The sequence below is a fragment of the Streptococcus oralis ATCC 35037 genome (assembly GCF_900637025.1).
Classification (GTDB): Bacteria; Bacillota; Bacilli; order Lactobacillales; family Streptococcaceae; genus Streptococcus; species Streptococcus oralis.
This window is the reverse complement of sequence record NZ_LR134336.1, coordinates 212,049-233,981: the sequence shown is the minus strand read 5'-3', so window position 1 is coordinate 233,981 and position 21,933 is coordinate 212,049. Positions and strand designations below refer to the sequence as shown.

Here is a 21,933-nt window from a genome sequence, read left to right as displayed (position 1 = left end):
TTCTTTAGAAAAAGGCTGGTCTCCCAGTCTAATTTCCTGTAAATTTGCTAATCAATTCCTGCCACTTTGCTGGAGACAAGATTGCCCATGGATCCTGCCCCTTTCCTAGGATGCCATAACCAACCATCAAGCCGATTCCTAATGCCAGGAAGCCTAGCAATAGTACGATAAAAATCAACAGTAAACGACGGAGTACATAGCGTAAGTTTTTATTCTTCTTCATCATTTGCCTCGATTCGCTGAATCTTCGCTCCTAGCTGAGCTAATTTCTCATGGAAACGGTAGTAACCTCTATCAAGGTGGACTAACTTACCGACAACTGTTTCTCCCTGCGCCACCAGACCTGTCAAAATCAAAGCAGCACTAGCGCGAAGGTCCGTTGATAGAACTTCTGCCCCCTGTAAAGCCTGTCCCCCAACAATACGAGCTGTGTCACGGATAATCTCTGAATGCAAGCCCATACGGCGCATTTCCTCTAAGTGTTGGAAGCGATTCTCAAACACCGTTTCCACCATGGTGGATTCCCCTTTTGCGACTGTCATCAGAGCTGTAAATTGTGCCTGCATATCTGTTGGAAATCCTGGATGTGGTAAGGTTTTTACATGAACAGCCTTGAGATTTTCAAGTTGAGAACGAACACGGATGCCTTCTGACTCCTCTGTCACTTCAACGCCCATTTCAAGTAGTTTTGAAATCAAGGGGCGATTGTGTTCCCAGACTGCATCACGAACGAGGACATCTCCACCAGTCATAGCTGCCGCCACCATAAAGGTTCCAGCTTCGATACGATCCTGCACGACATTGTGGGTCGCACCATGGAGTTCCTCGACACCAGTCACTGTGATGGTTTCGGTACCAGCTCCCTTGACCTTGGCTCCCATTTCATTAAGGAGAATAGCGAGGTCAACAATTTCCGGCTCACGCGCAGCATTTTCAATGACCGTCACACCATCAGCTAACGTCGCTGCCATCATGAGGTTTTGTGTCGCACCGACACTAGGAAAGTCCATGTAGATATGAGCGCCACGCAAGCGTTCTGCCTTAGCTTCGATGTAACCAGCTGTCTGGGTTATCTTTGCCCCCATAGCTTCCAAACCTTTGAGGTGAAGGTCGATGGGACGACTCCCGATGGTACATCCCCCTGGCATAGAAACTTTGGCATGGCCTACACGAGCAAGGATTGGTCCCAAGACGACGATCGATGCACGCATCTTGCTGACATACTTGTATGGAGCTTCTTCAGTGATATCACCAGTCGCATCAACCTCGACAACATGTGCTTCCTCATCAAAGTCCACCTTGGCATTCAGACCTCGAACCACTTGATTCATGGTGAAAACATCTGACAAGATTGGGACGTTCTGCAAGACTGTCTCACCCTTGCTTGCTAGAATAGTCGCTGCCAACAAGGGCAAGACTGCATTCTTTGCTCCCTCGATCGTCACACTCCCGACCAGACGATTATCTCCGCCTTGAACCACAATTTTTTCCATAGTTGTTTCCTTTACTTTTGATTTTATAATAGTCCTCTAAGTGTTTCTTGCCACAGTTGGTACAAACTGATAAAGAATGAACTCAAGATATAGCCCATCACAATACTAAAGAAGCCTACCAACAAACGAACTTTTTTTGTGTTAGTAGCGGTCACTTTTAAAACCTTTTCCCATCTCACAAGATCCTTCAAAAGGTAAAAACTCAAATAAATAAAGAGTATATGACTACTTAGAGTGAATAATAATTGAACCATTTGACTATTATACCATCTTATCCGCTTGCGCGCTAGTTTTCAATTTTTCTACGAATTAGGGATTGTTTTTAAGGTAATCAATTGCATCCTGCAAGGTCTTAACCGGAACGATTTTCATCTCCGTTTTGATCGTTTTAGCAGCTTCTAGGGCTGTTTCATAGTTACTTTTCGCATTGGGATCTGCTTTTTTTGCTTCCTCGGTGACTGGATTGTCAGGAGCAAAAAAGATGTTGGCTCCCTGACGAGAGGCTGCAACCACTTTTTTGTCAATTCCACCGATGTCACCAACATTCCCATCACGATCAATAGTTCCCGTTCCCGCAACGATGCGACCATTACGAAGTCCTGGATCTGCTATCTGGGTGTAAATAGCGAGGCTAAACATGAGACCGGCACTTGGCCCGCCGATACCAGCTGTTGAAAAGCGAATTGGAACGTCACTGGTCACTTCTGTACGGTCAATCAAACCAATCCCAATACCGTTTTTCCCGTTTTCGAGAGTGATAATTTTACCTTCTGCAGACTTGACTTTTCCGTCTTCCTCATAGGTTACCTTGACCGTATCCCCTAATTGTTGAGAATTAACATAATCGACCAAGTCTTTTGAACTGTCAAATGTTTTGTCATTAACAGCCGTCACGGTGTCTGCTATGTTCAGAATGCCCTTAAAAGTTGAATTGTCCGTCACGGTCAAGACATAAACTCCCAGATACTTGAGTTCAATATCCTTACCAGCGGTCTTCAATCCTTGATACTTGGCCATGTTTTGAGAAGTTTGCATGTAGAACTGATTAATCCGCATAAATTCTGCATCAGTAGAGCCACCCGTAGTCTCCTTGGCACTTCTAATATCTGTGAAAGGTGTTAACCAAGCATAGACAAGATGCGATAGGGTTGCATGTCGAATGCCGACTGTTACAAACTGGTAAGCTCCTGCTTCTGTGTCTTCTGTTTCATTGACTTTCAAAACGCGACGAATATCTTCCGCTCCACCCGGAACTTCTATGTAGTAAGGTAAAGGTACTACAAAGGCTAAAAAAGTCAATACTAGTGCTAGGATGACATATAAGGGCCATCTAGTTTTTTTCTTCATGTTCTAATTCCTCCACAACACTGTTTGGGACATATTGCTGAATCTCCTGACCAAACTTCAGAAGTTCTCTCACGGCTGAAGAGCTAATATAAAGATGCTCCTGGCGACTATATAGATAAATGGTTTCGATTTCTGGAGCCAGTTGATGATTGTAGTAGTCAAAGCTAGACTCGTATTGCAAGTCGGTGGCATTTCGCAAGCCACGGACAAGGGTCTTAGCCCCCAGTCTTCTTGCAACATCGACGACTAGTTGGTCATGAGAAGCCAGCACCTCTACATTAGCTAAATGCGCCACCGCTTTTTTGACTGCCCGTTTGCGATTTTCAACAGGGAGAAAACCTTGTTTGTGGGGATTGTAGAACACCCCGACATAGAGCTTATCAAAGAGTTTGCTGGCACGTTCAATGATATCCAGATGTCCATTTGTCATCGGATCAAATGAACCTGTAAATAATCCAATTTTATCTGACATAGACCGTCACCTTACTAATCCCATATATTTTTTCCTTCCAGATACCTAAGCAGGCGATTTCTTCTGGGAGTTCTACAGACTTATCGGTTTCACAGACAACCATGATCTCTTCGGAGAAAAGGTTTCTTTCTGCCATTTTTTCGATATCTGCAACGATTTGTTCCTTGGCATAGGGAGGGTCTAAAAAGACCAGGTCAAAGGGACCTTTCACTTGCTCCAAGGCCCGTTCAGCCTCCATCTTTAAGAGCTGAAATTTGGAAACTTCCTTGGTCATTTGGATATTTTCAGCGATGATAGCTTGCGCCTTTCGATCCCGTTCCACTAAGACAGCATGGGACATCCCACGCGAGACTGCCTCAATGGATAAACCACCACTGCCAGCATAGAGATCCAAGACACGACCACCCTCAAAATAGGGACCTATCATGTTAAAGATAGCTCCTCTCACCTTATCAGATGTCGGCCTCGTCGTCTTGCCTTCTAGCGTCTTGAGAGGACGCCCCCCATAGATTCCTGATACGATTTTCATACCGTTTATTATACCAAATTATAGAAAAAAAGAGAAAGAAAACCGAACCTTGCGGTTCGATTCTCTACAAAATATTTTCGTACGTATCGCGAACTTCTTGAGGCCAAACACTGGTCTGAACCTCTCCGATGTGTTTCTTACGAAGAAGGAACATGGCCATCCGAGACTGTCCGATACCTCCACCGATTGTCAGTGGGAAAAGACCGTTAAGCAAGGCTTTATGCCATTCCAGCTCAAGACGATCTTCGTCTCCGGTAAGAGCCACTTGGCGACGAAGGGTATCCTCATCTACCCGAATCCCCATTGATGAAAGTTCAAAGGCACAACCAAGAGATTCGTTCCAAACGAGAATATCGCCATTCAACCCCTTGTAGCCATTTTCAGACTCTGTTGTCCAGTCATCGTAGTCAGGTGCACGGCCATCATGAGGTTTTCCGTCAGGCAACTCGCCACCGATACCAATCAAGAAGACTGCACCGAACTCTTTACAGATCGCATTTTCACGCTCTTTCGGTGTTAAATCTGGATAGCGTTCCACCAACTCTTCTGTATGGATAAAGGTGATTTGTTTTGGCAAGATGGATTCGATATCATAGCGGGCTTCTACGGCTAGCTCTGTCAGACGAATAGCCTTGTAAATCTTCTCAACGGTTTCTTTGAGATAGGCGATATTGCGTTGACCATTTGGGATAACCTTCTCCCAATCCCACTGGTCCACATAAACAGAGTGGGTCGCATCAAGCGAATCTTCGTCTGGACGAAGGGCCTTCATATGAACAAAAAGACCTTCACCTTCACCGAAACCAAAACGGGCTAAGGTGTGGCGTTTCCATTTGGCAAGTGAGTGAACGACTTCATAGGTTTCATCTGGAATCTGCAAAACCTTGACAGATACTGGATTTTCGACACCTGACAGGTTGTCCTGCATCCCATCTCCGACCTTGCTCAAGATAGGACCTTGAACTTCAACAACTTCTAACTTATCTTTCAAATACTGGGTAAAAGTGTTTTTGACAAAGGAAATTTCTTCTTGTTGATGAATAAAACTTTTCTTCATAAACAGCTCCTCAAAAATTAGTTAAAAGCATTATACACCTATTTCCAAGAAAAGAAAAGAGTAAATAAGAAAAAGTCAGTGCTCTTTTGAACACTGACTCTGACATTCATTAATCGTTTCGACCAAAGATTCGTAAGATGCTAAGGAAGAGGTTGATAAAGTCTAGGTAGATGCTGAGCGCCATTGAGATGACCCATCCTGTCGCGACTTGTCCTCGTGACTGCTCATAAACATAGCGAATCTTTTGGTTGTCCCAAGCAATCAAACCTGAGAAAACCAAGACCATGGCAATACTAATCATGTAGTCAAAGAAACTATTGGCTAAAAATAGATTCACAACCATGGCAATGATGAGACCAACAAGCGCTGCCATCAAAGCTCGTCCCATTCCACTCAAATCTTTCTTGGTGAAAATTCCGATTGTCGCCATGACAAAGAAGAGAAGGGCGCTGGATACAAAGGCTGACAAGACGGTCCCTGGTGTATAAAAGGCTACGACGAAACTCAGCGTAAAGCCATTTAAAACAGAATAAACTAAAAATACTGGGAGAGCTGCTGGGCTATTTTTGGCAGCCATGCTACTTGCAACAACGACCAGAACAAATTCTACAAAAGCTGCAATCATCAGCCAGAGAGAGCCATGCGTTAAAAAGTAGACCAATTGGGACTGAAAGACTGTCAACATCAAAGCTGACACGAGAGCCGATAGACCAATCCCAAGGCCCACAAAGGCGTAAACCTTAGCGTAAAATTGATTGAGGCCTGAACGTTCTTGAACAATCGTTTGATTCATTCTGATTCTCCTTTTTCTATAAATATGTCTTGATTATAACAAAGATTTTTAAAATTAGCTGAAATAAAACATCAATATACCTGCTGCAACTGCTACGTTGAGACTTTCTGCTCGGCCTTTCATGCCTATATGAACCAGCTGATCAGCACTCTCAGCCATGACAGAACTAATCCCCTGCCCTTCATTTCCCATGACTAAAACAAAGTTCTCTAGTGAAGAAAGCTCACGATAATCCTTTGAATCTCTCGATAAGGTCGTTGCTAGAATTGGCAAATTGCTCTTCTTTGCCTCTTCTACAAAGCTGACAAGAGGCATACGATAGATAGGCAAATGAAAATGACTTCCTTGCATGGAACGCAGGGTCTTGAGACTGTAGATATCTGCTGACTTGTCTGAAACAATAACCCCTGTAAAACCTGCGGCATCCGCCGTCCGAATCATGGTGCCCACATTGCCAGGGTCTTGAACATCCTCTAAAAATAGATACTTGCCCTGACGAAAATCAGGCAGTCCCACTTCTTCTTTTTGAATCACTGCAACAATCCCTTGAGGAGTTTGCGTATCTGCTAAATCTCGCAAAATCTCCTCTGAAACCCAAACAGTTTGAGGAAAAGCGACTAGCTGATCTCGGTAACTTTCTAAGGCAAAAATCTTCTCAATCGTTACTCCTGCTTGAACAGCTTCTTCAAACAAGTGCCAGCCCTCAATCAAATAAGCAGACTTTCGATATTTTTTTTGATGTAATTTCTTGGCATTTTTTACCACAGAATTGGCTTTTGAGGTTATAATAGTCATAGAAATATTATAACACAATCAAAGGGGTTTGGTATGCAAAAGGTTAGAATGATTGCCCAAGGCAGGGTGCAGGGTGTTGGTTTTCGCTGGGGTGTTTATACTTTAGCTCTTGAAATCGGTGGCATCACTGGTCGTGTCTGGAATAACGACGATGGCACAGTGGAAATTCTCGCTCAGGCAGACTCCTCTGCCACTATGGCAAAATTTATCCAAGAAATCCGAAAAGGTCCGACACCTTTTTCAAAAGTTACCTATCTAGATGTACAAATGAGCAACTTTTCATCCTATTCGGACTTCAAAGTCGCAAATTAGGTCTCTAGAACTATTGTATATTTTACAAAAAAACAGTAGAATAGAAAGGTATAATTTTTAAAGAAGGAATGAAAACATTGAAATCTATTAAACGTTTTGCCCTCTCTGCTATGGGAGTGGCTTTGCTACTCGTCTTGACAGGCTGTGTCCAAGTAGACAAAGCAACAGGACAACCCACAGGATTGATTTGGAATACCATCGGAGCACCTATGGCTGAAGCTATCAAGTACTTCGCTACTGATAAAGGTCTAGGCTTTGGTGTGGCTATCATTATCGTAACCATTATCGTACGTTTGATTATCTTGCCACTTGGTATCTACCAATCATGGAAGGCAACGCTTCACTCTGAAAAGATGAATGCCCTCAAACATGTCCTTGAGCCACATCAAACACGCCTCAAAGAAGCAACAACTCAGGAAGAAAAACTAGAAGCCCAACAAGCTCTCTTTGCAGCTCAGAAAGAACATGGCATCAGCATGTTCGGTGGTGTAGGATGTTTCCCTATCCTCATTCAAATGCCTTTCTTCTCTGCTATCTACTTTGCAGCCCAATACACTGATGGAGTAGCTAGCTCTACCTTCTTGGGTATCGATCTTGGTTCACCAAGTCTGCTCCTTGTCGCTTTCGCTGGTATCCTCTACTATCTCCAATCACTCCTCTCACTTCATGGAGTAGAAGACGAGATGCAAAGAGATCAACTAAAAAGAATGATTTACGTGAGTCCACTCATGATTGTCGTCTTCTCCTTCTTCGCACCAGCCAGTGTGACGCTTTACTGGGTTGTCGGTGGTTTCATGATGATTCTCCAACAGTTCATCGTTAACTATGTTGTTCGTCCAAAACTTCGCAAAAAAGTTCGTGAAGAATTTGCTAAAAACCCACCAAAAGCAAGTTCGTTTTCAACTGGAGGCGGACGCAAAGATGTCACTCCAAACCAAGCAACTGCGATCATGACCAATAAGAAACATAAAAAACGCAATGCTGGTAAACAACATTCTAGAAAATAAGAAAAAGGCTTAGCTGAGAGGCTAAGTCTTTTTGCATCACAAAAGCCCGATGTCTCCATCAGGCTTCTTTTTTATCCATGAACACGTTTCATGTAATCTTGGTAACTTTCTGTATCCATCAATTCCTTGGCATTCTTGACACGGTCTGCTGTTGGAGGTTTGACCCCTTCGAGCGAATAAGGAATTCCAAGTTCACGCCACTTGAACTCACCCATCGTGTGATAAGGCAAGATTTCAAACTTGTCAACATTTTTGAGGGTCTTGACAAACTTACCAAGTTCGATCAAATCCTCATCTCTATCTGTCAATCCTGGAACCAGCACATGGCGAATCCAAACAGGCTTCCCGATATCTGATAGGTACTGGGCACAGGCCAAGATGTTTTTATTGGTTTGGCTTGTGACAATCTTGTGCTGTTCTTCATTGATTTCCTTGATATCCAGGAGAACCAAGTCTGTCACCGCCATGAGTTTATTAAACTTTTCGAGATAACGTGGTTTGTTACGGAATGGAAGGGCACAGGTATCCAAGGTACAGTGGATTCCTTTTTCCTTGGCCTTGGTAAAGAGGGCAATTAGGAAATCAATCTGTAAGAGGGCTTCTCCACCACTAACAGTGATTCCTCCCTTGTCTCCCCAGAAACCACGGTAGCGAAGGGCTTCTGTCAAGACATCGTCTACTGTCCGTTCACGTGATTTATTGGTCTCCATAGCCCATGTATCAGGGTTATGACAGTACTGGCAACGCATGTGACAGCCCTGCAAAAAGACAATAAACCGAATCCCAGGGCCATCTACCGCCCCAAAACTCTCTGTCGAATGCACCATTCCTGTCACTTGTCCATAGTCAATTGTTTCTTCAGACATATCGTCACCTTCCTTGAAACCGTTTTATAGTTTTATTATATCACGAGTAAGGTGAAAAACAAGGTTTTTTTGTCTATTTTTTAGAAAGCAATCTGTTTTTCACTTTCATTTTCAATTTCTTTTACTGATCCGATTCAAAATCAAAACCATACAAGGTTGCAAAATAGTCCTCAGGACGCTCTGCACGGCGGATTTGGCGGGTTTTTCCTTCTTCGGTATAGAGGATTTCTGCCGAGCGTAATTTTGCATTGTACTGGTAACCCATGGAGAATCCATGTGCACCTGTATCATGAATCACTAGCAAATCACCGATTTCTGTATGAGGTAGTTCGCGGTTCACTGCAAATTTATCATTGTTTTCACAGAGTGAACCAACCACATCTACCACCTCAACTGGTCCATCTGGATGGGTCAGATTGGTGATATGGTGGTAGGCTCCATACATGGCGGGGCGCATGAGGTTGACTGCTGATGCATCCACGCCCAGATAGGTACGGTAGGTTTTTTTCTTATGAGTGACTCTTGTGACCAAAGCTCCGTGAGGCGCCAACATAAAGCGGCCTAATTCAGTAAAAATCTTGACCTGACCAAGTCCTGCAGGTGTGAGGACTTCCTCATAAACCTTACGAACTCCCTCACCAATCACAGCGATGTCATTTGGCTCCTGGTCTGGGCGGTAATTGACTCCGATTCCGCCGGAAAGATTGATAAAGTCTAGTGAAATGCCCAACTTTTCCTTGATTTCAACAGCCAATTCAAAGAGCTGACGCGCCAACTCTGGGTAGTAGAGATGGGTGACGGTATTGGATGCTAGGAAAGAGTGAATCCCAAAAGTCTTGGCTCCTTTTTCCTTCAAGATGGCAAAGGCTTCAAAAAGCTGGTCCTTGGTCATCCCAAACTTAGCCTCCCCAGGATTGTCCATGATATCTGTTCCTAGCTCAAAAACTCCTCCAGGATTGTAACGACAAGAGATGATTTCTGGAATGCCTGCCGCTCGCTCCAGATGTTCAATATCTTCAAAGGCATCCAAGTTAATGGTTGCGCCCAATTCACGCGCATAGGCATATTCCTTGTCAGGCGTGTTGTTAGAAGAGAACATGATCTCAGAACCGGGGAAATCCAGCTTATGGCTCATCAAGAGCTCCACGTAACTAGAACAGTCCACACCGCAACCTTCCTCTTTGAGAATTTTCAAGATGGCTGGGGTTGGAGTAGCCTTAACTGCAAAATATTCCTTAAAACCCTTATTCCAAGAAAAGGCCTGGTTGACGGCTCTTGCTTTTTCACGAATCCCCTTCTCGTCATACAAGTGGAAGGGAGTCGGGAACTCTGCAACAATTGTTTCTAAATCTTCTCGGCTGATAAATGGTGTTTTCATAAGCATCCTTCTATTCTGTTTGCAAAGAAAGGCTGGGACAATCGTTCCAACCTTTAGTTCTATCTCTTATTTGTCTTCGTCAAAGATATTTCCAATCTCAACATCGATGGATTGGTTCTTGACATCAATATTGGTTACTTTCAAGAGTGACTTGTAATCAAACTGCTTTTCACGTTCTTCTTGGGCATTGTCTGCAAAGACTGCGACACCAGCTAGTTCAGAGTCGAACTCACGCAAGAGACTAATCATACCGTTGACCGTTCCGCCACCTTTCAGGAAGTCATCCACGATCAAGACACGACTGCCTGCCTTGAGACTGCGTTTTGAAAGGAACATTTTCTCAATGCGGTCACCACTGGAACCTGAAACATAGTTGACGCTGACCGTTGAACCTTCGGTAATTTTCAAGTCACGACGCACAATGACAAATGGAACGTTGAGGACATTGGCAACTGCATTTGCGAGTGGAACCCCTTTAGTTGCTACTGTCATAACGGCATCGATTTTTTGGTCCATAAAGCTCTTGGCAATGATACGCCCAATATTTTTCAAAATGGCAGGCGTACTAAGCAAATCAGACAGGTAAATGTAGCCACCTGGCAAGATACGGTCGCTTTCTGAAAGTTTGTCACGCAAGTCTGCGATCATTTCTTTGGCTTCATGACTCGAAATTGATGGTGTAAAGATAACGCCACCACCTGCTCCAGTCACAGTCTGAATATGGCCGATTTCGATTTCCTCAAAGGCACGCTTGATAATCACGATGTCCTCTGAAATCGATGATTTAGCAGATTCGTACTTTTCTGCAAAGGTATTGAGACTTGTTAGTTTGTATGGATTATTAATCAAATAGTTGGAAATGACAACCATCCGATCACTTCTTCTTAATTTCATTTTTATTTACCATTCCATTTAATTTTGATATTTTATCCATTATACCACATTCACATAAAAAAACGAACATTATTGCGTAAAAAATGCTCGTTTTTCTTAAATTATTAATCTAAATCTGGTTTATAGAAGGAACGATTGTCCATAGCGAAGATTTTATTGGTCATCTCTCCTTTATCCACCAAAGCTAGAGCTGTTGACATCATCATCATGCTGGCATCTAGATTGTCAATCATATGGATAATCTCCGCCTCCATGATACGTGGACGGACTGGACTTCCATACTCCAGTAAGCCATGATGACTGAGGATAACATGGCGCAGTAGCACCACTTCTTCCCTAGTATCATCGATGCCTAGTTCCATGACTGTCTTGGTTATTTCACTATCGATGAGGGCGATATGGCCGATGAGATTGCCTCGAACTGTGTACTCCGTCTGATCGGGACCACTGAGTTCTAAAACCTTAGCCAAGTCGTGTAGCATAATCCCAGCATAGAGCAGGCTCTTGTTGAGCTGAGGATAGATATCGCTAATGGCATCTGCCAAACGCACCATGGTTGCCGTGTGAAAAGCCAAACCCGTTTCAAAGGCATGGTGGTTGGTCTTGGCAGCCGGATAGGAGTAGAATTCCTTATCATACTTGGTGTAGAGACTACGAACGATACGCTGCCAGACAGGATTTTCAATCTTGAAAATCATTTGCGACATGTAGTCACGAATTTCCTTGACATCAACCGGCGACTTGACCTTGAAATCAGCTGGATCATTGGGTTCCCCAGGCTGAGGCAAGCGAAGAGTAATTTGATTGACTTGAGGTGTATTATTATAAACTTCTCGACGTCCCTGCATGTGGACGACTTTCCCTGCGGTAAAGGCCTCAACGTTATGAGGTTGGGCATCCCAGAGTTTCCCTTCAATCTCGCCACTATCGTCTTGGAAGGTAAAGGCTAGGTAATTTTTCCCAGCACGCGTCTGTCTTAGGTCAGCTGACTTAATCAGGTAAAAACCTTCAAACAGCTCATCTTTTTTCATGTGACTAATCTTCATATTCTTCCTCATCTTCTTGGAAATGGAGTAGATCAAGCGCAGGCTCACCTTCTGATAATTCAATGTGACGGAGCGTCCGCTCGATAGCTGTGGTACGACGGTTTAATAATTCATCAATATTGCCAGAGGCATGTTGGAGATGCTTTTGTGCTTTGACCAGAATGCCACCAAACTTGCCAAACTCGGTCTTGACGCTGGCAAGAGTCTTGCTGATATGGTCGGCACTCTTTTGGATATTGAGAGTCTTGAAGCCAACTGATAGAGAGTTAAGCAGGGCTGATAGGGTACTTGGACCAGCAACAATAATCTGCTCCTCCCGTCTCAAATCATCAAAGAAGACCGGATTGCGGACGATCTCTGAGTAAAGTCCTTCTGTCGGAACAAACAAGACTCCAAAATTGGTCGTCCGAGGCGGCGCTATGTACTTGCTCTTGATATCCTTGGCAAAGCGCTTGACGCTTGCTAGGAGTGACTTACGACAGCGTTCGATTTCGTCCTTATCGCCTGCTTCATAGGCTTCTTCCAAGCGGTAATAATCCGCCAGTGGAAACTTGGAGTCAATCGGCAAATAGACATATTCCTGGTCGCCTTGGCCAGGTAACTTGATGGCGTACTCTACTCGCTCGCTAGAGTTTTCAACAGTTGCGTATTCTCGTTCGTACTGGGTAGGCGTCATGATGTCTTCGATGATTTGCCCCAGTTGCAATTCGCCCAGAATTCCTCGCGTCTTGGTTCCAGAGAGAACCTTGTTAAGAGCTCCGACATCACGGGCAACTGTCTGCATTTCTCCCAAACCTCGATTGACAGACTCCAGTTGCTTGGAAACTGTCTCGAAGGAAGCCTGCAAGCGCGTCTGCAAGGTCTTTTCCAACTTTTCCTCGACTGTCTGACGCATTTGTTCTAAACGTTGCTCATTTGATTCCTGCAGAGCTTGGAGGCGTTGGTCGGTCTTGTCCCTAGTTTGCAACAGATTATCTGTCATTTCTTGACGGACTTGCGTCAGGCCTTGGTGCAACTCCATTCTCACTTCTTGCAAACGGTCGCTGACAGCCACTTCCAAGTCTTTTTGATCCAGCTGGCTGGCTTGTCTGGCTTGTTCAAAGCGGTAATCCAGTTGATCTGAAAGATTGTCTGCCTGATCCTCCAAACTCTTGGCTAGGTACTTGTCTTGCTTATCCTGCCTTTGCCAAATCAGAAAGAGTCCAGCTAGGTTGACAATTAATAATAGTAATAATACAGTCTCCATCCTACCTCCTGTCCTTGCTATGTAGCACGACGACATAACCATCTGAGCAAGTTACCGAAACTTCCCTATCTATATATTCGTTAGAAGCATACACTTTTTTAAAGAAAAAATTTTCCTCTGTCAATTCGTACTTGGCACCAAGAATGGTCAGCTGGCTATCCCGAACAGGCATAAAGGCTAGATAATCGTAGTCTGAACGGGGCTCTAGCTGACTGGTTCCTTCTGGACAATAGGCAATCAAGTTTTGCCCATCCTCAATCGCTATCTGGCGCATATAGGGTGCCAACTTGGGATTGCTAGGCAGAAAGACATTAGCCAGCATATGATCAATACGACCACCCAAAGCCCCAAAAATGGTCACTTGGGCTTGAGGATTTTTTTCAAAAATCGTTAAAAGTGCTAGTTCCAGATCCGTATCATCCTTTTCTGGCTGGGCTTGAACAAAATGTTTGGCACGTTTTTGAATCAACTGACGTTCGTCTGCAGTCACCGAATCAAAATCCCCAACTGCTAGAGTGAGAGGCATATCTTCTTCCAAGACCCAGAGCGAACCGCGATCCACACCGACAAAGCAATCAAAATCCGTCCGATAATGACCGAGATCTCCGCCTGCAAAAACGGCAACCCTAGTCCAATTGTTTTCTGAGAGTTTGCACTCGTTCATTGACATCTCCCTTAAAGACATAGGATCCTGCTACAAAAACGGTCGCTCCAGCTTCTTTGGCTTGAGCAATGGTCTGGTCATCAATACCGCCATCGACTTCAATCTCAAAGCTCAAACCTTTTTCCTCACGAAGGGCAACCAACTCACGAACCTTGTCCATGGTTTCAGGCAGAAAGGCTTGCCCACCAAATCCAGGGTTAACTGTCATGACCAAGACTTGGTCAACTAGGTGAAGGACATGCTTAATCGCCTCAACAGGTGTACCAGGATTGATGACAACCGAAGGTTTGACACCGAGCGAACGAATCTTTTGAAGAGCTCCATGGATATGAGGCGTTGCTTCTACATGGATACTGATAATGTCTGCACCTGCGCGCGCAAAGTCTTCCAAATGGTGTTCTGGATTAGCTACCATCAAGTGGCAGTCAAAGACCATCTTGCTATGAGGACGAAGAGCTTCGACCACACCTGCACCAAAACTGATTTGCGGTACAAAGTGACCATCCATGATATCGATATGGGCATATTCAGCCCCAGTTGCTTCTAGACGTTTAATTTCTCGTTCAAAGTTGGCATAATCTGCTGCCAGAATTGACGGAGCAATCTTGTATTGAGACATCTGTTTCTCCTTATTTTGGAATTTTTTTGCTGACTTTTTTGTAGGTTTCTCTGCGATTTTCAATCTCACTGAGAAATTGCAGGTAGTTGTCAAAACGGAAGGTTGCAATGGTTCCTTCTTCTACAGCTGGCTTAACCGCACAGGACGGTTCATGGGTATGGGTACAAGTACGGAATTTACAGTCTCGACTGACACTGGCAATCTCTGGAAAGGCCTGATTGAGGTCTTCAGCCGTTGACACTTCATAATCCAGTGATGAAAATCCTGGCGTGTCCGCGATTTTACCCCCATTGAGATTGTAAAAACTAACAGCTCGAGTGGTATGGCGACCACGACCTAGACTGTCTGAGATCTCTCCTGTTTCAAGATTGAGATCTGGTGCGATTTTATTGAGGAGTGTTGATTTTCCAACACCTGTCTGCCCCATAAAGACCGTCACTTTTCCTGTCAACAAAGGTAGGAGTTCCTCTTTACTAGTCACAAAGTCATAGCCGATGTCACCATAAGTCTGTTCATAAAAATCCAGTTCTCCCCTATCTTCCAGCAAGTCCATTTTAGAAATATAAACGATAGGATGGATGCCCTTGTGTTCCAGAAGAACCAAGAAACGATCCAACAAGTTGCTGTTGAAGTCCGGTTCCTTGACGGACATGATTACCACAGCTTGGTCAATATTAACAATAGGCGGACGGACCAGACTGTTTTTCCGTTCGTGTATATTGAGGATATAACCTTCGGAATTTTCCTCAGCAGAGAAATCTACCCAGTCCCCAACGTAAGGGGTATGGCCTTTCTTACGGAAATTCCCACGCGCGCGTGTCTGATAGACTTGGCCATCACTCTCCACATAATAGAAGCCCGCCAAGGCTTTAATGATTTGTCCCTGCATCTTAGAGTCCTTGTCCTTTAAGCGCATCTGCCAGACTAGCAAATTCTGCCAAGCTGAGAGCTTCACCACGCACAGATGGAGACAAGCCTGCCTGATCCAAAGCCTTGGTCAGTTTGTCCTTGATTTCTTCGGTCTTCCCAAAATAACCTGTCAGGTTATTCCACAAGGTCTTGCGACGATGGGTGAAACTAGCCTTGGAAACCTTAAAGAAGAAGTTCTCATCTTTCACTGCTACAGCTGGCTCTGGACGACGCACCATTTTCAGGATAGCTGAGTCTACGTTTGGCGCTGGCACAAAGACCGTACGAGGCACGATAAAGGCAACCTTGGCTGTCATGTAATACTGCACAGCAATCGACAAACTACCGTAAGCCTTGGTATTTGGCTGTGCTGAGATACGGTCCGCCACTTCTTTTTGCATCATAACGACAAACTCACTAAAAGGAATGCCACTCTCGATTAAATGCATGAGAATAGGCGTTGTGATATAGTAGGGCAAGTTGGCTACCACCTTGATTGGCAGGTCTGGATTTTTGAAATTCTGGATATGCTGCGCCAAGTCAACTTTGAGAATGTCCTCGTTGACTACGGTCACATTATCAAAATCACGCAGGGTATCCGCTAAAATCGGTACCAAACGGTGGTCAATCTCAAAAGCCATGACCTCTGCCGCACGCTCAGTCAAAAATTCTGTCAAGGCACCAATTCCTGGACCGATTTCAATGACATTGACCTGATCATCAATCTCAGCTGTATCCACGATTTTTTGAAGAATATTGGTATCCGTCAGGAAATTTTGCCCAAAGGACTTTTTAAAGGTAAAACCGTGACGCTCCAGCACCGCCTTGGTCACGCTATAATCTGCAATTCTCATTTATTCTCTTTTCTAATATAATATGCTTCCGGAGTATAATGATAGAGCAAAACAAATAAGGGAGTCTCAGTAATTCCTTCCAACATCTCTTTTAAGACCGCATTTGGATGGATAATCTCTCGTGTTTTGGTGAAATAAACACCTTGTTCCCCATTTCGATTACGGAGTTCCCAAGCGACATTGTTTCCTTGAACAGACGGCAAATAACGTTCCTTTTCTAGAAAGTCAAAAAATTCTTTCACCGTCATTTCTTCAGGAATCTCAAATTCTGTCTCATGAGACAATGCATCGTCTCCCATACACACAGAATCTCTATCAACTCGAATTTTCATTTCGCACTGTCCTTATAAGCTTCTATTTTAACGCTATCAAAATAAATCTAAGTACCTCTATTGTAACACATTCCTTTTGTATTTTTGGGTTATCTGGCTATTGTTATCACTTTTCAGGACTCTCCAAACAGATTTCGATATCTAAATTTCTTTCCACTATTGAAATAAGCATAAAATTTATTTTTCTAATTCTTTATAGATTGTCTCTTGAAAATGTCAGTTGTTCAAGTAAGGAATAGAGTTTTGCTTGCTCTTCTTCTTCGTAAGCAGATCTATTTGCTTTTACTTCCCTGCATTTCTCGTCATACAAAAAACCGTCATATCCATCTTCTGTAGATAAGGCTGTGTAGACTTTGGCCATTTCTTCAGGACTAATTGAAAATCTTGACTTGATTTTATACAAATTTTTCATAAAATCGCTGAGGTGATCATAGCGGCGCATATCAACTTTGACATTGGTCACACGGATTGCCTGAATTTTGATACCTTTCCAATGTTTCCGCATATAAAGCGACAGCATCAACAAGGCTAGTTTATTCTGATAATAAGTCTTAGCAGGATTGTAATGTTTTTGACCAGCTAAATTTTCAAAATCAAGCTTCATGAAAGGATAAAGAATCAGCCCTTGGGAAGAGATATTAATAATCCGACCACTCTCAGATTTTTCCAACAAACCTTTCAACAAGATAGAAAGCAAGAAAGGGGCGACAACATTGGTCGCAAATTGTTTTTCCAATCCGTCTTTGCTAAGAATTGGCTTTTTGACTGACAAATCAAAATCAGCTGCATTGTTAATCAGAACGTCTAGAGCGTCTTCTTTTTGGATATACTGTTCTACCGCTTTCCTGACACTCTTCACATCAGATAGATCAACCAATATATAATCTACATGTGGGTTTCCTGTTTGTTGACGGATTTTCTCACAGGCTTGCTCAGCAGCTTCTTTCCGTCTACAAAAGAGAGTTACCGACCAGCCCTTTTCAGCCAACTGTTTAGCAGACTGGCAGCCAATACCACTATTGCCACCCGTAATAATTACTTTTTTCATTTCTGACTCCGTTAGTCTGAATACTTAGCCATCACTTCTTCCACTTCTGCCAAGGTTATCCCAAATAACTCTAAGCGCTTGAGGAGTTGTTTTCCATTGGAATAACCGATGCGGAGCTGTTCGCCTAGATACTCTCTGCGCCTACGACTGTCCGCTCCCGCCAAGAAACCTAGGCGAATCAAGTCACCACGACTGATGTCAAACTCGTTCTTGTTTTCAAATTGCTCTGTCACCTGAGCCAGCGCTGCTTTTAGATCTTCATAGCTGGCGTGTTCGATTCCCAGAGAACGTCCCTTGGACTTGGATTTGGGAACAGCCTCTTCTCGCTTGAGAAAGGCATGCTGCACTGTTGGAATGGCCGTCATAATCATGCGACGAATCCGCTCCCCATTAAAATCTGGATCTGTAAAGACAATGACTCCATGTAATTCATGCAGGCGCTGAATGCGTTCTATATCCTGATCATTTATTGCGGAACCTCGTGTTTCATAGGTCTCTACATCAAAGTAACGTTTGAGATTGGCCGTATCATCGCGACCTTCAACCACGATGACTTGGGAAATTTTTATTTTTTCCATATTACTAGTTGTCATCCTCAAATTTAGAAAGCTTAATTCGCAAACAAACAGTATAGGTCACTATCCATAAAATAAGCAAATACACAATGTTTACAACGATTTGTGTTTCATCTTTGTATGCCAACATATATGGTGCTAAACCACTTGCTAAATTTTTAATACAACTTTCAAAATAATTGATAAAACCCAATATGTCAAGTAAGTTTAGCATGGTAATAATTGATTTGATTGCATCCCAAAATTTTAGTAAGGCGCTTAGAGGAAGATACCAAAGAAAAATATAGAGTATGGTTATTGGGTATCTCTTCAATATTTTGAAAAACTCACTTGACCGTAATTTAAAGAAAAAAGCATCGCTTCCACACAAATCATTATGTTCTTTATAACCTAATAAAAATTTTCCTATAGTCAAAGCATCACTACATTGATATATATACCAAAAAATGCTAATCCATATCAGTATAATAAAAGTGAATATTAGCTTTATCAAATTTCCAATAAAAAACGATACAACACATAATATAAGTCCCAAGTATAGATTAACTTTAAAAGTTGTATTAATTTTTAACCAATTAAATAATTTATCCAATTCCAAATATCCTTTCAGCATTTGCAGTCGCTACTGCGGCTAACTCCTCAGTCGTCATCCCACGCAAGTCGGCGATAAAGTCCACCACATAGCGTGTGTAGGCTGTTTTGTTTTCACGGCCACGTTTAGGAACAGGAGCCAGGTAGGGCGCATCCGTTTCTACCAAAATCTTGTCTAACGGAAGTTCCCTAGCAGCCTCTTGGATATCCGTCGCTTTCTTAAAGGTCACCACACCTGAGAAAGAAATGGTCGTGCCAAGCCCGACAAACTTCTCAGCCCACTCCAAAGAACCTGAAAATGAATGCATAATCCCACCACGAGGACCAACGCCCTCACTCTTGATAATCTCATAAGTATCTTCTAGCGCATCACGGGTATGGACCACAAAAGGCAAATTCAAGTCCTTAGACAACTGAATCTGACGACGAAAAACCTGCTCCTGTACTTCCTTAGGTGCTGTCATCCAATGGTAGTCCAGACCAATCTCCCCTAAGGCAACGACCTTAGGATGTTTTAGTTTTTCAAGCAAGTAAGCTTCGACCTCATCTGTGTAAGTCCCTGCTTCCGTCGGATGCCAGCCAATAGTTGCGTAGAGTTGCTCATACTCATCTGCCAACTCCAGGGCTCGTTCAATGGTTGGTGTATCAAAACCAACAATATTCATCTGTGTCACACCCATCTCAGCAGCCAAGGCGATTTCTTCTGCCTCACGTCCTGCAAATTCTTCTACATTTAAATGTGTGTGCGTATCAAAAATCATCTTTTCTAACCTCATTTTCTTCCATCTATTATACCAAAAATAGCATCCCCCGGCTTGTAAAAATATTCTAATACCAATCATTCTCCCTTGACTGCCCTTTTTCAAAGCAGTATAATAACACTTATTGAAATTTTCATCAAAGGAAAAGAAAATGTTTAGAAAATTAAAATATACCTTTATCGGTCGACCACTCAAGTCTCTCACAGACGGCGAAGGGGGATTGCTTGGAAAAATGCAGGCACTTGCAATGTTATCCAGTGATGCCCTGTCTTCTATTGCCTATGGACCTGAACAAGTCATTCTCGTTTTAGTCAGTCTCTCTCCTCTCGCTATTTGGTGGAGCCTCCCTATCGGTATTTTTGTCCTCTTACTGCTCGCTAGTTTAACCATTTCCTATCGTCAAATCATCCACGCCTATCCTCAAGGCGGTGGGGCTTATATGGTCACTCGAGAAAATCTCTCCCCTGAACTAGGCTTGATTGCAGGGGGCAGCCTCCTTGTTGACTATATGCTGACAGTAGCCGTATCCGTTGCTTCTGGAGCTGATGCTATTACTGCAGCCATCCCTGCCCTCCATCCCTACAATCTTCATATCTCTATTTTCCTAGTCTGCCTGCTCATGCTCTTGAATTTAAGAGGCTTGAAAGAATCTGCCAGCTCTCTGATGATTCCCGTCTACCTCTTTATCTTCAGTACCGTCTTTCTCTTGCTTTATGGGTTCTTTCAACTATTTACAGGTTCCCTAAACTACCAGGCAACTTCAACCATTGGACAAACCGTTCCGAGCCTTTCCATCGTTCTCCTATTGAGAGCCTTTACCAGTGGCTCTGCCTCTCTGACAGGGGTTGAGGCTATTTCAAATGCGGTACCATTTTTCAAAACTCCGAAAGAAAAAAATGCTGCTCAGACCTTGACCATCATGTCGCTCATTTTAGGATTTCTTTTTGCAGGCATTACCTTCCTAAACTACTGGATGGGCATCACACCTCAAAATGGAGAAACCATCCTCTCGCAAATGGCCAAGGGCATTCTTGGTGATTCATTCTTTGGTCATGCGAGCTACTATCTCTTCCAGTTCTCGACAGCCTTAATTCTAGCTGTAGCTGCAAATACTGGCTTTTCAGCCTTCCCTATGTTGGCCTACAATATGGCTAAAAACAAGTACATGCCCCATCTCTTTATGGAAAAGGGGGATCGTCTTGGCTACTCCAACGGTATCTTAACTCTGGCTTTTGGGGCTATGATCCTTCTTCTCATTTTTAATGGGAATACTGAACGCTTGATTCCTCTTTATACTATCGGGGTCTTCGTTCCCTTTGCCCTTTCTCAGACTGGGATGATTCGTCATTGGAAAAAGGAAAAAGGAGCAAACTTCTTAAAACCTGCCTTTGCTAATATCCTTGGGGCCATCATTTGTTATGCTATTGTCCTCATTTTACTCCTCTTCAGACTGGGTGATATCTGGCCATTCTTCCCAATTATCCTAGTTCTAACTTTCCTCTTTTTGTCCATTCACAGCCATTACCAAAAAGTGGCAAAACAACTACGACTCTACGAAGGAATTGAAAAGCGCATTTATGACGGTAACCTTGTCCTTGTCCTAGTAGGAAATGTCACTCGAGTAAGTGTCGGAGCCATTAACTACGCTCAAAGTATCGGTGATGAAGTGTTAGCCATGCACATTTCTACTAAAGAAACGGCCGAAAAAGACCAAGAAATTCTTCAGGAATTTGCCGATTACTTCCCAAATATCACTCTGAAGAATATCAATACTAGCTACCGCGACATCATCACCCCTAGCGTTAAGTATGTCAAACGAATCGCCCAAGAAGCTAAGCAAAAAAACTACACCGTTACAGTCCTTGTCCCACAGTTTATCCCTAACAAGCCTTGGCAAAATATCCTGCACAATCAAATGAGCCTCAAACTAAAATACGCTCTCAGATGGCATGAAGACGTCGTTGTCGCCAGCTACTCTTATCACTTAAAAGAATAAACAAAAACTCAAAATCAGTAACTTATATCTGGTTTTGAGTTTTTTTGTATGTGACCTTTTAAAAGAGCCCTCCATGAGTTCCATTTGAAATTGAAGATTTCGTGGACAGTTCACTATGTAGGATAAAAAGAAAAGCCAGTAGACTCGAGTTCCTACTGACTTCTTTGTTGAATTCGTTTGGATTAAGCAGCCAAAACTTTGCGTCCTTTACGACGACGAGCTGCCAATACGCGACGACCGTTTTTAGTTGACATACGGTTACGGAATCCGTGTTTGCGCGCACGACGAAGTTTACTTGGTTGATAAGTACGTTTCACGATGAATACCTCCTCATAGATTTTGTATTCGT

The 21,933-nt window shown here is 43.3% G+C and carries 27 protein-coding genes; 3 read left to right on the top strand and 24 right to left on the bottom strand.

The window, feature by feature from the left end; translation table 11 throughout:
- Positions 1 to 28 precede the first annotated feature (28 nt).
- The 9 genes from EL140_RS01290 to EL140_RS01250 form a co-directional block, all read right to left on the bottom strand.
- Positions 29 to 223 carry a DNA-directed RNA polymerase subunit beta gene (locus tag EL140_RS01290; RefSeq protein WP_000739701.1) on the bottom strand — a complete coding sequence of 65 codons (195 nt, stop codon included), beginning with the start codon at positions 221 to 223 and terminating at the stop codon, positions 29 to 31.
- Entirely contained in the window at positions 210 to 1,493 is a 1,284-nt protein-coding gene (murA, locus tag EL140_RS01285) for a UDP-N-acetylglucosamine 1-carboxyvinyltransferase (RefSeq protein ID WP_000411908.1), read from the bottom strand. Before murA ends, EL140_RS01290 begins: the two co-directional genes overlap by 14 nt.
- 23 nt (positions 1,494 to 1,516) lie before the next feature.
- Entirely contained in the window at positions 1,517 to 1,747 is a 231-nt protein-coding gene (locus EL140_RS01280; protein ID WP_002874202.1) for a DUF1146 family protein, read from the bottom strand.
- A gap of 55 nt (positions 1,748 to 1,802) precedes the next feature.
- The gene (locus EL140_RS01275) at positions 1,803 to 2,840 is read right to left on the bottom strand and encodes a SepM family pheromone-processing serine protease (RefSeq protein ID WP_000730772.1); all 1,038 of its coding nucleotides are present in this window, start codon (positions 2,838 to 2,840) and stop codon (positions 1,803 to 1,805) included.
- Positions 2,824 to 3,312 carry a pantetheine-phosphate adenylyltransferase gene (gene coaD, locus EL140_RS01270; RefSeq protein WP_001280719.1) on the bottom strand — a complete coding sequence of 163 codons (489 nt, stop codon included), beginning with the start codon at positions 3,310 to 3,312 and terminating at the stop codon, positions 2,824 to 2,826. The genes EL140_RS01275 and coaD overlap by 17 nt, the downstream gene beginning before the upstream one ends.
- Entirely contained in the window at positions 3,302 to 3,841 is a 540-nt protein-coding gene (gene rsmD, locus EL140_RS01265; protein ID WP_002874201.1) for a 16S rRNA (guanine(966)-N(2))-methyltransferase RsmD, read from the bottom strand. The genes coaD and rsmD overlap by 11 nt, the downstream gene beginning before the upstream one ends.
- A 64-nt stretch (positions 3,842 to 3,905) precedes the next feature.
- A complete protein-coding gene (asnA, locus tag EL140_RS01260; RefSeq protein ID WP_000747998.1) occupies positions 3,906 to 4,898 on the bottom strand; it encodes an aspartate--ammonia ligase in 993 nt (330 codons plus the stop codon).
- Between the two features lie 109 nt (positions 4,899 to 5,007).
- Positions 5,008 to 5,691 (bottom strand): Bax inhibitor-1/YccA family protein, encoded by a 684-nt coding sequence (locus tag EL140_RS01255; RefSeq protein WP_001076937.1) that lies wholly within the window; start codon positions 5,689 to 5,691, stop codon positions 5,008 to 5,010.
- 54 nt (positions 5,692 to 5,745) lie between these two features.
- Entirely contained in the window at positions 5,746 to 6,486 is a 741-nt protein-coding gene (locus EL140_RS01250) for a TrmH family RNA methyltransferase (RefSeq protein ID WP_000152688.1), read from the bottom strand.
- Between the two features lie 33 nt (positions 6,487 to 6,519).
- Here EL140_RS01250 and EL140_RS01245 point away from each other — a divergent pair, with 33 nt between their 5' ends.
- Together EL140_RS01245 and yidC are read left to right on the top strand one after the other, a co-directional pair.
- Positions 6,520 to 6,798: an acylphosphatase gene (locus tag EL140_RS01245; protein ID WP_001174620.1), complete on the top strand. Its 279-nt coding sequence runs from the start codon at positions 6,520 to 6,522 to the stop codon at positions 6,796 to 6,798.
- 77 nt (positions 6,799 to 6,875) lie between these two features.
- A complete protein-coding gene (gene yidC, locus EL140_RS01240) occupies positions 6,876 to 7,805 on the top strand; it encodes a membrane protein insertase YidC (RefSeq protein ID WP_002875438.1) in 930 nt (309 codons plus the stop codon).
- 71 nt (positions 7,806 to 7,876) lie between these two features.
- On the opposite strand, the gene pflA is transcribed toward yidC, so the two are convergent.
- From pflA to EL140_RS01170, 14 genes are all read right to left on the bottom strand, one after another.
- Positions 7,877 to 8,671, bottom strand: coding sequence for a pyruvate formate-lyase-activating protein (pflA, locus tag EL140_RS01235; RefSeq protein ID WP_001288281.1), 795 nt, complete (start codon positions 8,669 to 8,671; stop codon positions 7,877 to 7,879).
- A gap of 121 nt (positions 8,672 to 8,792) precedes the next feature.
- Positions 8,793 to 10,049 carry a diaminopimelate decarboxylase gene (locus EL140_RS01230; RefSeq protein ID WP_000856543.1) on the bottom strand — a complete coding sequence of 419 codons (1,257 nt, stop codon included), beginning with the start codon at positions 10,047 to 10,049 and terminating at the stop codon, positions 8,793 to 8,795.
- Between the two features lie 66 nt (positions 10,050 to 10,115).
- Positions 10,116 to 10,943 carry a pur operon repressor gene (gene purR, locus EL140_RS01225; protein ID WP_002874197.1) on the bottom strand — a complete coding sequence of 276 codons (828 nt, stop codon included), beginning with the start codon at positions 10,941 to 10,943 and terminating at the stop codon, positions 10,116 to 10,118.
- A 104-nt stretch (positions 10,944 to 11,047) separates the two neighbouring features.
- Positions 11,048 to 11,989: a 3'-5' exoribonuclease YhaM family protein gene (locus EL140_RS01220; protein WP_000703205.1), complete on the bottom strand. Its 942-nt coding sequence runs from the start codon at positions 11,987 to 11,989 to the stop codon at positions 11,048 to 11,050.
- Positions 11,979 to 13,235 (bottom strand): DNA recombination protein RmuC, encoded by a 1,257-nt coding sequence (locus EL140_RS01215; protein WP_000450917.1) that lies wholly within the window; start codon positions 13,233 to 13,235, stop codon positions 11,979 to 11,981. The genes EL140_RS01220 and EL140_RS01215 overlap by 11 nt, the downstream gene beginning before the upstream one ends.
- A 1-nt stretch (position 13,236) precedes the next feature.
- Positions 13,237 to 13,899: a thiamine diphosphokinase gene (locus EL140_RS01210; protein WP_001001243.1), complete on the bottom strand. Its 663-nt coding sequence runs from the start codon at positions 13,897 to 13,899 to the stop codon at positions 13,237 to 13,239.
- Positions 13,862 to 14,518, bottom strand: a complete 657-nt coding sequence (gene rpe, locus EL140_RS01205) for a ribulose-phosphate 3-epimerase (RefSeq protein WP_000084991.1) — start codon at positions 14,516 to 14,518, stop codon at positions 13,862 to 13,864. Before rpe ends, EL140_RS01210 begins: the two co-directional genes overlap by 38 nt.
- A 10-nt stretch (positions 14,519 to 14,528) precedes the next feature.
- Positions 14,529 to 15,407, bottom strand: coding sequence for a ribosome small subunit-dependent GTPase A (rsgA, locus tag EL140_RS01200; protein ID WP_001161999.1), 879 nt, complete (start codon positions 15,405 to 15,407; stop codon positions 14,529 to 14,531).
- A gap of 1 nt (position 15,408) precedes the next feature.
- Positions 15,409 to 16,281, bottom strand: coding sequence for a 16S rRNA (adenine(1518)-N(6)/adenine(1519)-N(6))-dimethyltransferase RsmA (gene rsmA / locus EL140_RS01195; RefSeq protein ID WP_001216881.1), 873 nt, complete (start codon positions 16,279 to 16,281; stop codon positions 15,409 to 15,411).
- Positions 16,278 to 16,613, bottom strand: a complete 336-nt coding sequence (locus EL140_RS01190) for a hypothetical protein (protein ID WP_002874188.1) — start codon at positions 16,611 to 16,613, stop codon at positions 16,278 to 16,280. Before EL140_RS01190 ends, rsmA begins: the two co-directional genes overlap by 4 nt.
- Before the next feature lie 193 nt (positions 16,614 to 16,806).
- The gene (locus tag EL140_RS01185; protein ID WP_000755755.1) at positions 16,807 to 17,661 is read right to left on the bottom strand and encodes an SDR family NAD(P)-dependent oxidoreductase; all 855 of its coding nucleotides are present in this window, start codon (positions 17,659 to 17,661) and stop codon (positions 16,807 to 16,809) included.
- Between the two features lie 11 nt (positions 17,662 to 17,672).
- Positions 17,673 to 18,239: a ribonuclease M5 gene (gene rnmV / locus EL140_RS01180; RefSeq protein WP_000411303.1), complete on the bottom strand. Its 567-nt coding sequence runs from the start codon at positions 18,237 to 18,239 to the stop codon at positions 17,673 to 17,675.
- A 4-nt stretch (positions 18,240 to 18,243) separates the two neighbouring features.
- A complete protein-coding gene (locus tag EL140_RS01175; protein ID WP_002875434.1) occupies positions 18,244 to 18,828 on the bottom strand; it encodes a hypothetical protein in 585 nt (194 codons plus the stop codon).
- Complete coding sequence (locus EL140_RS01170; RefSeq protein ID WP_000575628.1) at positions 18,821 to 19,588, bottom strand: TatD family hydrolase; 768 nt, start codon at positions 19,586 to 19,588, stop codon at positions 18,821 to 18,823. The genes EL140_RS01175 and EL140_RS01170 overlap by 8 nt, the downstream gene beginning before the upstream one ends.
- A gap of 151 nt (positions 19,589 to 19,739) precedes the next feature.
- Between EL140_RS01170 and EL140_RS01165 the strand changes: the two genes are divergently transcribed.
- Positions 19,740 to 21,584, top strand: coding sequence for an APC family permease (locus tag EL140_RS01165; protein ID WP_000488830.1), 1,845 nt, complete (start codon positions 19,740 to 19,742; stop codon positions 21,582 to 21,584).
- A 182-nt stretch (positions 21,585 to 21,766) separates the two neighbouring features.
- Here the strand turns inward: EL140_RS01165 and rpmH are convergent, their stop codons facing one another.
- On the bottom strand, positions 21,767 to 21,901 hold the full coding sequence (gene rpmH / locus EL140_RS01160; RefSeq protein WP_000831905.1) for a 50S ribosomal protein L34: 135 nt from the start codon (positions 21,899 to 21,901) through the stop codon (positions 21,767 to 21,769).
- Positions 21,902 to 21,933: the final 32 nt, after the last annotated feature.

Excerpts from the sequence above, each read along its gene's own strand:
- rnmV (WP_000411303.1), bottom strand. The coding sequence starts at position 18,239 with ATGGAAAAAATAAAAATTTCCCAAGTCATCGTGGTTGAAGGTCGCGAT.
- EL140_RS01210 (WP_001001243.1), bottom strand. The coding sequence starts at position 13,899 with ATGAACGAGTGCAAACTCTCAGAAAACAATTGGACTAGGGTTGCCGTT.
- EL140_RS01170 (WP_000575628.1), bottom strand. The coding sequence starts at position 19,588 with ATGATTTTTGATACGCACACACATTTAAATGTAGAAGAATTTGCAGGA.
- EL140_RS01230 (WP_000856543.1), bottom strand. The coding sequence starts at position 10,049 with ATGAAAACACCATTTATCAGCCGAGAAGATTTAGAAACAATTGTTGCA.
- EL140_RS01245 (WP_001174620.1), top strand. The coding sequence starts at position 6,520 with ATGCAAAAGGTTAGAATGATTGCCCAAGGCAGGGTGCAGGGTGTTGGT.
- EL140_RS01165 (WP_000488830.1), top strand. The coding sequence starts at position 19,740 with ATGTTTAGAAAATTAAAATATACCTTTATCGGTCGACCACTCAAGTCT.
- rsgA (WP_001161999.1), bottom strand. The coding sequence starts at position 15,407 with ATGCAGGGACAAATCATTAAAGCCTTGGCGGGCTTCTATTATGTGGAG.
- EL140_RS01185 (WP_000755755.1), bottom strand. The coding sequence starts at position 17,661 with ATGAAAAAAGTAATTATTACGGGTGGCAATAGTGGTATTGGCTGCCAG.
- EL140_RS01255 (WP_001076937.1), bottom strand. The coding sequence starts at position 5,691 with ATGAATCAAACGATTGTTCAAGAACGTTCAGGCCTCAATCAATTTTAC.
- murA (WP_000411908.1), bottom strand. The coding sequence starts at position 1,493 with ATGGAAAAAATTGTGGTTCAAGGCGGAGATAATCGTCTGGTCGGGAGT.
- rsmD (WP_002874201.1), bottom strand. The coding sequence starts at position 3,841 with ATGAAAATCGTATCAGGAATCTATGGGGGGCGTCCTCTCAAGACGCTA.
- coaD (WP_001280719.1), bottom strand. The coding sequence starts at position 3,312 with ATGTCAGATAAAATTGGATTATTTACAGGTTCATTTGATCCGATGACA.
- EL140_RS01250 (WP_000152688.1), bottom strand. The coding sequence starts at position 6,486 with ATGACTATTATAACCTCAAAAGCCAATTCTGTGGTAAAAAATGCCAAG.
- EL140_RS01215 (WP_000450917.1), bottom strand. The coding sequence starts at position 13,235 with ATGGAGACTGTATTATTACTATTATTAATTGTCAACCTAGCTGGACTC.
- asnA (WP_000747998.1), bottom strand. The coding sequence starts at position 4,898 with ATGAAGAAAAGTTTTATTCATCAACAAGAAGAAATTTCCTTTGTCAAA.
- EL140_RS01190 (WP_002874188.1), bottom strand. The coding sequence starts at position 16,613 with ATGAAAATTCGAGTTGATAGAGATTCTGTGTGTATGGGAGACGATGCA.
- EL140_RS01220 (WP_000703205.1), bottom strand. The coding sequence starts at position 11,989 with ATGAAGATTAGTCACATGAAAAAAGATGAGCTGTTTGAAGGTTTTTAC.
- rpe (WP_000084991.1), bottom strand. The coding sequence starts at position 14,518 with ATGTCTCAATACAAGATTGCTCCGTCAATTCTGGCAGCAGATTATGCC.
- EL140_RS01290 (WP_000739701.1), bottom strand. The coding sequence starts at position 223 with ATGAAGAAGAATAAAAACTTACGCTATGTACTCCGTCGTTTACTGTTG.
- EL140_RS01280 (WP_002874202.1), bottom strand. The coding sequence starts at position 1,747 with ATGGTTCAATTATTATTCACTCTAAGTAGTCATATACTCTTTATTTAT.
- pflA (WP_001288281.1), bottom strand. The coding sequence starts at position 8,671 with ATGTCTGAAGAAACAATTGACTATGGACAAGTGACAGGAATGGTGCAT.
- EL140_RS01275 (WP_000730772.1), bottom strand. The coding sequence starts at position 2,840 with ATGAAGAAAAAAACTAGATGGCCCTTATATGTCATCCTAGCACTAGTA.
- purR (WP_002874197.1), bottom strand. The coding sequence starts at position 10,943 with ATGAAATTAAGAAGAAGTGATCGGATGGTTGTCATTTCCAACTATTTG.
- rsmA (WP_001216881.1), bottom strand. The coding sequence starts at position 16,281 with ATGAGAATTGCAGATTATAGCGTGACCAAGGCGGTGCTGGAGCGTCAC.